Below are 9,153 nucleotides of genomic sequence, written 5' to 3'. Positions count from 1 at the left end.
ATGCATCCGTTCCAGGGTCCCACCTTCGGTCCCACCGGTGACAGAACCGACGCGGTCCTCCAACTCGGCGCGGAGAGCAGCGAACGCCCGCTCGGCTGCCTGCTGATCCCGCAAGGCGTCCATCCACCCTTGGCGGCTGGCCCCCTGCCGAGGAACGGCACCGCCGTGGACGCGGCGGTGATAGACCTCCAGCGCCGAGAGTTCGTCAGCGACCGGGAGCGACTGCTGAAACACCTCTTCTGCCTCTCGAAGTACCGGCGCTCGAAGCAGCACCGGTCGCCGCGGCGGTGTGCGAAGCGCAGCAAGGGCCTTACGCAGCTCGGGGCGCAGCTGGGTCTCGTAGTGTTTCCAGGCTGAGCTGGTGGTGCCGTTCAGGGTGCGCAGGAGCGCGGCGTAGCGCTCGGCGTTCTCGTCGGCCGGGGCGGCGGGGGTGACTTTGGGGGTGGTGGGCGGTAGCTCGTGGGTGTGCTGGCGGCGGGCGAGTTCGTGGTGGACGTAGGCGGCGGGGTCGCGCAGGTTGCCGGGGACTGCCCAGGTCTGCAGTTCGGCGATGAGGCTGTGGCTGGTCCAGTTGGCGTGCAGCAGGGGGCGTAGGGCGTAGGCGAGTTTGCGGGAACAGGTGCGGTGGAGCCACCAGATCTCGCGTTGGATCTGCTCGGCGACGGCGATGTTGTGGGCGCAGCGTGCCGGTGTGGTCCGCGGGGTGGCTCGTCGGGGGCAGGTGGGGGTTTTGCGCGGGGTGTGCTTGCGCGTCGTGTTGTTCTTTCTCCCGTCTACCTGTGGCTGGAGGTGGTCTGTGGTGATCACCACAGAAGGGGTGCAACGTGCTGCCTTGGCGGTGGCGCGGCGTCGGGCTTCGGCGATTGCCCGGCGTCGGCCGTGGGGGGTTACGCCGATGATGCGGGCGTGGTAGCCGTGTCCGGCCAGGCGGCGGCCGTGGGCTGCGTCGTAGGCGGGTGGGGCGACCGCGGCGAAGAGCGTTGCGGTGCCGCGGTATCCGTCTCCGGGGTGCCAGGTGCCCTTGGTACGCAGGATGTTGGTCTTGGTGCCGTGCTCGATGTAGGCGATCAGGCCGAGTTCGCGGAGGACTCGGGCGGCGTACATCACGGTGCGGCGGGACACTCCGAGGGCGCGGGCGGTGGTGTCGGCGGCGAACGCGAAGTGGCCCTCGCGGTTCGTGCGCATCCTGGCGGCGAAGATGCGGGCCAGGCGCAGGGTGGTGGGGCCGGCCTTGGGGTGGTAGCCGCTGGTGATCATGTGGTGGGCGGCGTCGAGGAAGTCGTCGCTGCGGCGTAGTTGACGGGAGGCGGTGGTCTCCCGCTCCTGGTCACGGACGTCGTGGATGAGGGTGAATTCTGGCCGTGTGGGGCGAGATTGCTCGGTTTGGTGGTCGCTGGTGGCGTGGCTGTGCATGATGAGGGTGCGTTTCGCTCGCCGGGTCGGCAGTCGTGAAGCGTTCAGTGGCCACGGAGGTGATGACTCCGCGGCCACCGGTGTTTTCAGTGCGCCAGGTGGTGCTGCGCTGGCGTGCGGCCTGGTGGGGTGCGGGGGGCGATGAGGAGGTCGTCGATCACGCCGCGGCCGTCGGTCTGCTGCTGCCAGCCCTCGTAGATGTGGTGGATGACGGCGCGGGCGATCCTGCGGTATTCCTCCGCGCACTGCTCCTGTCCGGCGAGTGCTCCTATGGGGCGGGTGTGGCAGTACAGGGCCATCAGCTCGGTGATCAGTGGGCTGTGTGGCCGGGGCGTGTCCGCGAGCTGTGCGCATGAGGGCTGGTGGGCCTCGGCGACGGGGGCGGGGGTCGGCTGGGGTGTGGTGAACCAGAGCATGAGGTCCTCGTCGGTCAGGCCGCGGTGGCGTGGTTGGTGGTGGTCAGCCAGAGGTCGGTCGGGGTGGGCGGGCCGAGGACCGAGGTGAAGATGGGGGCCCATGGGCCCTGGTCGGTGAGTTGGTCGAGGGTGGTGACGCCGGCCCGGATGCCGGCGGTGGTGATGTCGGGGTCGGCGGCGACGAGGCTGCGCAGGTCGGTGATGCGTCGCTGGAGCTGTGCGGGGGTTGCGCCGGTGAGGATGAGCAGGGTGCGGGGGTAGACGGGGTAGCGGCTGCGCCAGGCCAGCTGGGGCTTGGTGGTTCGGCGTGCTCCGCGGGCGAGGGGTTGGGGGGCGTAGGCGTGGTAGGCGGCGTAGGCGTGCAGTTTGTTCGCCAGGCGGCCGACGGTCATTTGGGCGCGGTCGATTTCGAGGAAGAGGGTCAGCAGGGTGCGCTGCTGGTCGGTGCCGGCGTGGACGTAGTGCAGGACGGCGTCGGGGATGAGGGCGAGGTCTTCGCCGGGGCGGTCGTCGGCGCGGTAGTAGTGCGCGACTTCCGGTGTCCAGTCGAGGGGGCCGCATTCGTGGCCGAAGCGAGCGGCGTGCGTGAGGAAGGCGAGGCCGGTTTCGACGTTGGCCAGGGTGTGCTCTTGCAAGGGGCCGGCCGCGGCATGCCGGTTCATGCGGTAGGGGCGCTTGGGCAGGAGGCCTGTTGCTTCCACGGCGTCGGCGCCGTCTTGGGTCACCCACCACAGCAGTTCGGTTTGTCCGCGGCGGCGACGGTTGACGCAGTCGACGAGGCCGTCGGCGCGCAGGAGTTGCAGTTGGCGGCGGAGGTATTCGGAGCGGGTGTGGTGGGGGGTGATCATGCGGTGGAGTTGGCGTGTGGAGACGAGGCGGTGTTGGTAGAGGGCGGTCAGGGCGTGTTGGCCGGTGACGCTGGCGCCGGCGGCGACGGGGTGGGGGTAGCGGGGGTGGGGCATGGCGGGCTCCTAGGCGAGACGGGTGTGCGAGGGGTTGCTGGCGCTGTCTTTTTGCGGGGTGGGTGGGGTGGTGAACAGGGTGCGGATGTCGGCGTCGAGGGTTTCGAGGGCGGCGAGGACTTCGCCGGCGGGGCGTCGGTGGAGGTTGGTGTTGATGGCCTGGTCGAGGGCGGGCATGCCTTGGGGGTTGTGGTAGTCGGCGAAGACTTCGTCGATGGGCAGGCCGCGGACGCGGAACGGCAGTGTGGGCTGGCCGTTCAGGGCGATCGACATCAGGTAGTGGTACTTGGGCAGTTGGGTGATGACTTCGGTGGTGACCTGGCCGTTCCAGCGGCGGGCGATGAGGGCGGCTTCGTCGTGGTCGGCGGCGCAGGTCGAGAGCAGGGACTGGTTTTGCAGCAGGGCTTGGCGGGTGGTGGCCGATAGGCGCAGTGCCATCTGGGTCATGCCGAGGAAGCGCAGCTCGTACTTGCGGGCCTGCTCGGCGATCGCGGCCAGGAAGCCTTTGGACGAGGCGTCCAGGGCGGTGAGTTCGTCGCCCCAGGCCCAGAAGGTGCGGCGGTCGGCGCGGGGGATGTCCTGGCGGGAGAGGGCGGCGCGGTAGAGGTCGTGGATGAGCAGGCAGGCGACCAGTGCGTCGGATTCGGAGCCGGAGGGGCAGATGAAGACGGTCCGGCCGGTGTCCATGGCGGTGCGGGCGTCGTAGGCGGATTGCGGTTGGCCGAAGAACGCGCGGAGAGAGAGGGAGGTGTCGATGCGGTCGATGGCGTAGGTGACGGTGGGCACCGCGTTTTCCGCCAGGCGCGGGAAGGTGGTGGTCCAGTAGTTCTGGATGGTGGGTGGCAGGTGAGGCAGGAGGGCGTCACGCCAGTCGTCGTCGGTGAGCCAGGTGCGGATCTGGAAGATGGTGGGTTGGAGGTCGGGGCGGCCGGCGGCTACGGCTTTGAGGGCGAGGTGGGCCAGGGCCTGGGTGGTGCGGGCGCAGATGGTGCGGGCGCGGGGGGCTTGGTCTCCCCATCCCTGGGCGGCGGCGATGCCTTCGGTGACGGTGCGGACGATGTCCTGGACGTGGGTGGCGTGGCGTCGCTCCATCGACAACGGGTTCCACCCCACGACGTGTTGGTCGAGGGTGGGGGTGGCCAGGTTGATCTCCCAGACCCGGTCTTGGAGGTGCGGGTGGGCGAGGTAGGGGCGGGCGCGGGCCCAGGCTTCGCCGTGCGGGTCGAGGAACCAGCCGCCGTGGCCGGTGTGGGCCAGGGCGATCGCTTGGAGTAGGGCGGCTTCGGTCTTGCCGTAGCCGGACTTGCCGAGTTGGAGGCCGAAGAGGAGGTCCTCGGTGCGGGTCGCGCCGATGCGCTCGGTGCCGTCGGGGTAGACGACGGCACCGAGCGGGACAAGGTCGGGCTGGCCGGTGTAGACGGGAAGCGTGGCCGGGGCGGGTGGAACCAGACCGCCGGAGCGCACGAGGTTGCTGCCCGCGCAGTGGATCGTGGGGGGCTTGAGGAATCCGGCGAGTTCGGGGACGGTCAGCCATTGCCGGCGGCGCGGGGCGAACGCCCCGGTCTCCATCCGGTGGTCGAACGCGGCGATGGCGTGGCGGGAGGTGGGCCGGTAGGGGCGCAGGCGGTTCTGGCCGCTGGTCGTGGCGAGCGCGGCCAGGAGGCGGTTCATCCGCGCGCGGGCGGTCTGGGCGTGGGGAGCGGTGGTGCGCAGCAGCAGCTGCACGGCGAAGACCGTGTTGCCTGGGGCGAACTTGCCGACGGTGTCGTGGATGTCGGACATGCGGGGCAGGCGTTGGGGGGTCTTGGTGGTGTGGTGGCCGCGCCAGTCGGTGGCCAGCGCATCGACGATGCCGTGGCCGAGGCCGGCCAGGGAGACGGTGTCGGTGGTCAGGCGCTCGCCGTAGGCGGACGGGCCGCGTCGGCGGGCCGCGGCCATCAGGGCGCGGCGTCGGCGGGCGAGGTGGCGTTCGCTGACCGGGAGCAGGTCGAGGCAGATGTCGGCGGTCTCGTCGGCGTCACTGCGGATGTCGGCGAGGGCGGCGGCGAGGTGCTGCAGCGGATCCGGTTGGAGGTCGAGGGTGGCCAGGGGCCGGTTGTCCGAGAGCGCGAGGAGGAGTTCGACGCGCTCGGTGTACGTCGGTCGCCCGGGGCGGACGGGGGTGGGGGTGAGGGTGTGCTTGGTGAGGTCGACGAGGGTCATGAGCGGGCGTTCCCTCGGCGGGCGTCTTGGGCGAGAGCGAAGCGCACCGAGTGCGTGGGAGGCGTGGCTTGGGAGGTGCGGACGTCGACCTCGGCGTAGGCGGGCATGCGCATCACCGCAGCCGCGGTGGCGGGGCCCTCGAGGTAGCAGTGCATCTGGCCGTCTTTGACGGTGTAGTGCAGGCGCGTTGCAGCTCCGCGGGGTGGGATGTCGCCGGCGGCGTGGCGGATGCGGGCGAAGTGGTGCCCGGCTCGGGCGACTTCCTCGGAGCGAGGGTTGAAGGTGGTGGTGGGGACGAGCTCGACCATGACCCGATCCGTTAGGGCGGCGTCCGCGCGGCGCCGGCGACGCAAGGCGTTCAGGCCGGCTGCGATGCCGATGAGGAGGACGAGCAGGGCGAGGTAGGGAGCGCTGCTGGCGATGAGGTGCGCGGCGTTCAGGGCGGTGGTGACGCCGGGTAGGGGGTCGGTGGTGTGCACGGGGCCTCCAGCGGTCGGGGATCTCTCGCCCGGACCAAGTCGTGCTGGAGCGCTGTTTGTGACAGCACCGCTCGAACTTTTCTTTCCTTTTACCTTTTGGGTGCCAATGGGCATGCCTGCTGCCATGCCTCGCGTCCTGGTCACGGGCCTTGGCGGCGGGCAGGCTTCCGGGCAATCCCGCGGTGAGGGCGCCTCGCTGTCGACCGCCATGGCCGACCCGTGCCGAACAGCCGAGGCACTGTGTGCTGCTTGTCTGGTGCGCGAACGGTGGCTTCGGCTCGGTCGCACGATGCGGACAGCGCACTTGACGTCGGTCAGGGGAGGAACTGAACGAGTGCTCCAGCGGCGGCAGCCGCGAGGGTGAGGACCGCGGCGAATGCAGTGGCGGCCCGCATGAGGGCGGCGGGGTAGGTGGCGCCGTCGAGACGGGCGAGAGTGCCCGTGGCAGCGGCGATCAGCAGCGCGAACATGAAGATCAGCGCGATGGTGAGCAGAACAATGGCGAGGCGGGTCACGACAGACTCCCGGTAGACAGTGGGATGTTGACGTGTCCGAATGTCGCGGAAACGGTGTTCGCCATGGGCCGGCCGGACGAAGATGAACAACAGCGAACACACAGCTGGGGTGGGACAGGTGCACGAGAAACACGGCGAGCGCGAGGCGGCGCTCACCAAGCTCCGCGAGAAACTGACCGACGCGCTGGCCCGCTCCCGGCTGACCAAGACCCAGCTCGTCACCCAATCAAGGCTAAGCCGCACCACCGTTCAGGAGGCATTCCGAGCCGACGCACCCCCTCCGTCAAGTGCGACGATCATGGCCTTGGCCGGCGCGCTGTCTCTCCCAGACACGGAACTGCTGGACCTCCGGCGGACCGCAGCCGGAGAGAACGGGCCTGTGCATGCAGAAGATCTGGCCCCAGGCAAGCCCATTGGCGAGTGGAACCCCCACGACCTAGAGGTCCACCCTGCGGGAACTGCTTCGGGCGGACGCCGGCAGGGAGCTGCGCCGGAGCGAGTGCTACCCGGCTACGTCCCGCGCGGTCACGACCGGTTCCTGGCGACGGCGGTAGCCGAAGCCGCCCAGGGGCACAGTCGGATGCTGGTCCTGGTCGGAACATCCTCAACCGGCAAGACGAGAGCTTGCTGGGAAGCCGTCCAGCCACTCGCGGCCCAGGGATGGCGGCTGTGGCACCCCTTTGACCCGACCCGGGCCGAAGCCGCGCTCGATGAACTCGAACATGTGGCCCCCCGCACGGTGGTGTGGCTCAACGAAGCCCAGCACTATCTCGGCAACCCCCATGTCGGCGAACAGGTCGCGGCTGCCCTCCACACCCTCCTCACCCACCCCAACCGCCGACCGGTCCTCGTCTTGGGCACCCTCTGGCCCGAGTATGCCGACCAGTACACAGCCCTGCCCCACCCTGGCGCCCCGGACCCGCACAGCAGGGTCAGAGAACTCCTCGCCGCACGCACCCTCATCGTCCCTGACACCTTCGACCACGAGGCACTGCGTACCGCAACCACTCTCGCGCAAAACGGCGACCGACTGCTGGCCGACACCCTCACGCGAGCCCGCACCGACGGACGGATCACCCAAGACCTGGCCGGAGCTCCCGAACTGCTGCGCCGCTACGAGCACGGCACACCGGCCGTCAAGGCCATGCTGGAGGCTGCAATGGACGCGCGCCGCCTGGGAGTTGGCCTCCACCTCCCTCAGCCGTTCCTCACCGATGCCGCGATCGACTACCTCACCGACCACGACTACGACGAACTCACCGATGACTGGGCCGAAGCGGCCTTCGCCGACCTCGCCCGCCCCGTCCACGGCAAACGAGCACCCCTGCGCCGCTCCAACGCGCGCCCCAAACGCCGCCCGCCTGGTAGCCCGGCACCCGCCACTACGCGCCTCCCGGTGGCAGGGCCAGTGTTCCGACTCGCCGACTACCTCGAACAGCACAGCCGCAACGCCCGCCGGGCGCTGTGCCCACCGAGCTCATTCTGGGCCGCCGCCCATACCCACCTCACCCAGCCCGACGACCTCACCAATCTCGCCGGCGCAGCCAAAGACCGATGTCGTCTGCAGTGGGCTTACCACCTCGCCTACCGGGCCGCCGACGCCGGCAACGCTCATGCCCTGGCCATCTTGGCGCAGATGAGAGATGAGGCCGGAGACAGCGACGGCGCAGAAGCCCTCTACCGCCAAGCCGCTGACGCTGGCGACGCCAACGCCTTGGCCATCGTGGCGATGATGAGGCAAAGGGCCGGTGATAGCCATGGTGCAGAGGTCCTCTACCGCCAAGCCGCTGACGCCGGAAGCACCCGCGCTCTGATCGACCTGGTGCTGCTGAAGGAAGAGGCTGGAGATCGCAAGGGCGCCGAAGCGCTCAGCCAGGCGGCCACCGAGGCCGGCAGTCTCCTCGGCGTTGTCTTCCTGGCGGCTATGAGGCAGAAGGCCGGAGATGGCGAAAGCACTGAAGCCCTCTACCGCCAAGCCGCCGGCGCCGGCAACACCGACGCCCTAGCTCTCCTGGTAGCTATGAGGCAGGAGAGCAGAGATGGCGATGGCGCTGAAGCCCTCTACCGCCAAGCCGCCGACGCCGGCAACCCCCTCGCCCTAGCCTTGCTCGCACAGATGAAGCAGAAGGCCGGAGACAGCGACGGCGCTGAAGCCCTCTACTATCAAGCCGCCGACGCCGGCAACCCCCTCGCCCTAGCCTTGCTCGCACAGATGAAGCAGAAGGCCGGAGACAGCGACGGCGCTGAAGCCCTCATCCAGCAGGCCATCGACACCGGCGACCCACGCTTCCTCGCCGGTCTGGCGTTTATGAGACAGAGGGTCGGAGATGACGAGGGCGCTGAAGCCTTCTACCTCCGAGCCGCCGACGCTGGCGCCCGCATCGTCCCTTTTAAAGAGAGGTGGCCGTACGGGCTGGATCCGGACGGCACACCCACACTCCCTTGGTCATGAGCAGGAGACGTCGCCTGCACTCGGCCTTCCTGGCGGCCTGTTCACCGCGAAATGCATGCCGGCTAAGACTGCCCGTCCCATCCGATCCCAGGTCGCTCCGACTGCCACGGCTGCCATGTGGCGCGGATGAAACTCTGGAAGATCCGGTCCTACCGAACCGCGCTGGCAGCTGATCTGCCGAGCCCGGCTGCGCGCCAAGTACGGCCGGCGGTGGCGGCGGATCGCCGCGGGCGATGCGCTGATGCCGCTGCGGCTGGCCCGCTACGGCGTGCCGCTGGCGACGACCGCGCCGGCCGGGCTGCAGGCCGCCGGCATCGGCCTGGCCCGTCCCAGGCGAGCAGGACCGTGTGCCATCGGCCGCTCCGAGCACCGACCGGGCGCCGGTCTTCGAGCGGCGATGACCGCGACAATCGTTGTGCCGGGATATGCCCGCCGGTGCGTGCTGGGCATACCGCGGGACCTGGCCCATTCTGTTCCGGCATGCCTCGGGGTATCTCTGCCCACGGGGCTGTAGGGCGGTCTTCTTGTCGCGGTTGCTGGCGATGGTGGACGGAGAGCGGAGCGGCCCACGCGTACTTCCGCTCGGTGGGGCAGCGGCGGACGCAGCCTCCACGGTGGTAGCTCCTCGGTTGGTCGGCGCCGCGCGGGCTGCGAGCGCGGTCCTCGGCGAGCGCTGGCCGCCGGCTTCCGTTCGTTCACTGCCGATCGGCCATC

The 9,153-nt window shown here is 69.8% G+C and carries 7 protein-coding genes; 1 reads left to right on the top strand and 6 read right to left on the bottom strand.

What is annotated here, in order from left to right:
* The 6 genes from ACIQE0_RS34690 to ACIQE0_RS34665 form a co-directional block, all read right to left on the bottom strand.
* A partial coding sequence (locus tag ACIQE0_RS34690) for a hypothetical protein (protein ID WP_402339410.1) occupies positions 1-1,413 on the bottom strand: 1,413 nt, incomplete at its 3' end.
* An 86-nt stretch (positions 1,414-1,499) separates the two neighbouring features.
* Positions 1,500-1,829 (bottom strand): hypothetical protein, encoded by a 330-nt coding sequence (locus tag ACIQE0_RS34685; protein WP_402339408.1) that lies wholly within the window; start codon positions 1,827-1,829, stop codon positions 1,500-1,502.
* Between the two features lie 14 nt (positions 1,830-1,843).
* Positions 1,844-2,791, bottom strand: coding sequence for a replication-relaxation family protein (locus tag ACIQE0_RS34680; RefSeq protein WP_402339405.1), 948 nt, complete (start codon positions 2,789-2,791; stop codon positions 1,844-1,846).
* Between the two features lie 9 nt (positions 2,792-2,800).
* On the bottom strand, positions 2,801-4,993 hold the full coding sequence (locus tag ACIQE0_RS34675) for an ATP/GTP-binding protein (protein ID WP_402339403.1): 2,193 nt from the start codon (positions 4,991-4,993) through the stop codon (positions 2,801-2,803).
* Positions 4,990-5,472 carry a hypothetical protein gene (locus ACIQE0_RS34670; protein ID WP_402339400.1) on the bottom strand — a complete coding sequence of 161 codons (483 nt, stop codon included), beginning with the start codon at positions 5,470-5,472 and terminating at the stop codon, positions 4,990-4,992. The genes ACIQE0_RS34675 and ACIQE0_RS34670 overlap by 4 nt, the downstream gene beginning before the upstream one ends.
* Positions 5,473-5,786: 314 nt before the next feature.
* Positions 5,787-5,987, bottom strand: coding sequence for a hypothetical protein (locus tag ACIQE0_RS34665; RefSeq protein ID WP_402339397.1), 201 nt, complete (start codon positions 5,985-5,987; stop codon positions 5,787-5,789).
* 82 nt (positions 5,988-6,069) lie between these two features.
* Here ACIQE0_RS34665 and ACIQE0_RS34660 point away from each other — a divergent pair, with 82 nt between their 5' ends.
* Positions 6,070-8,439, top strand: coding sequence for a hypothetical protein (locus ACIQE0_RS34660; RefSeq protein ID WP_402339395.1), 2,370 nt, complete (start codon positions 6,070-6,072; stop codon positions 8,437-8,439).
* The last annotated feature ends 714 nt before the right edge of the window (positions 8,440-9,153 follow it).

The organism is Streptomyces sp. NPDC093097 (assembly GCF_044754325.1).
Lineage (GTDB): Bacteria > Actinomycetota > Actinomycetes > Streptomycetales > Streptomycetaceae > Streptomyces.
Note: the sequence above shows the minus strand (reverse complement) of the source record. Positions and strands in the feature narration are given on the sequence as shown.

What these genes read in the sequence shown, in the direction of transcription:
- ACIQE0_RS34685 (WP_402339408.1), bottom strand. Translation starts at nt 1,829, where the DNA reads ATGCTCTGGTTCACCACACCCCAGCCGACCCCCGCCCCCGTCGCCGAG.
- ACIQE0_RS34680 (WP_402339405.1), bottom strand. Translation starts at nt 2,791, where the DNA reads ATGCCCCACCCCCGCTACCCCCACCCCGTCGCCGCCGGCGCCAGCGTC.
- ACIQE0_RS34675 (WP_402339403.1), bottom strand. Translation starts at nt 4,993, where the DNA reads ATGACCCTCGTCGACCTCACCAAGCACACCCTCACCCCCACCCCCGTC.
- ACIQE0_RS34660 (WP_402339395.1), top strand. Translation starts at nt 6,070, where the DNA reads ATGAACAACAGCGAACACACAGCTGGGGTGGGACAGGTGCACGAGAAA.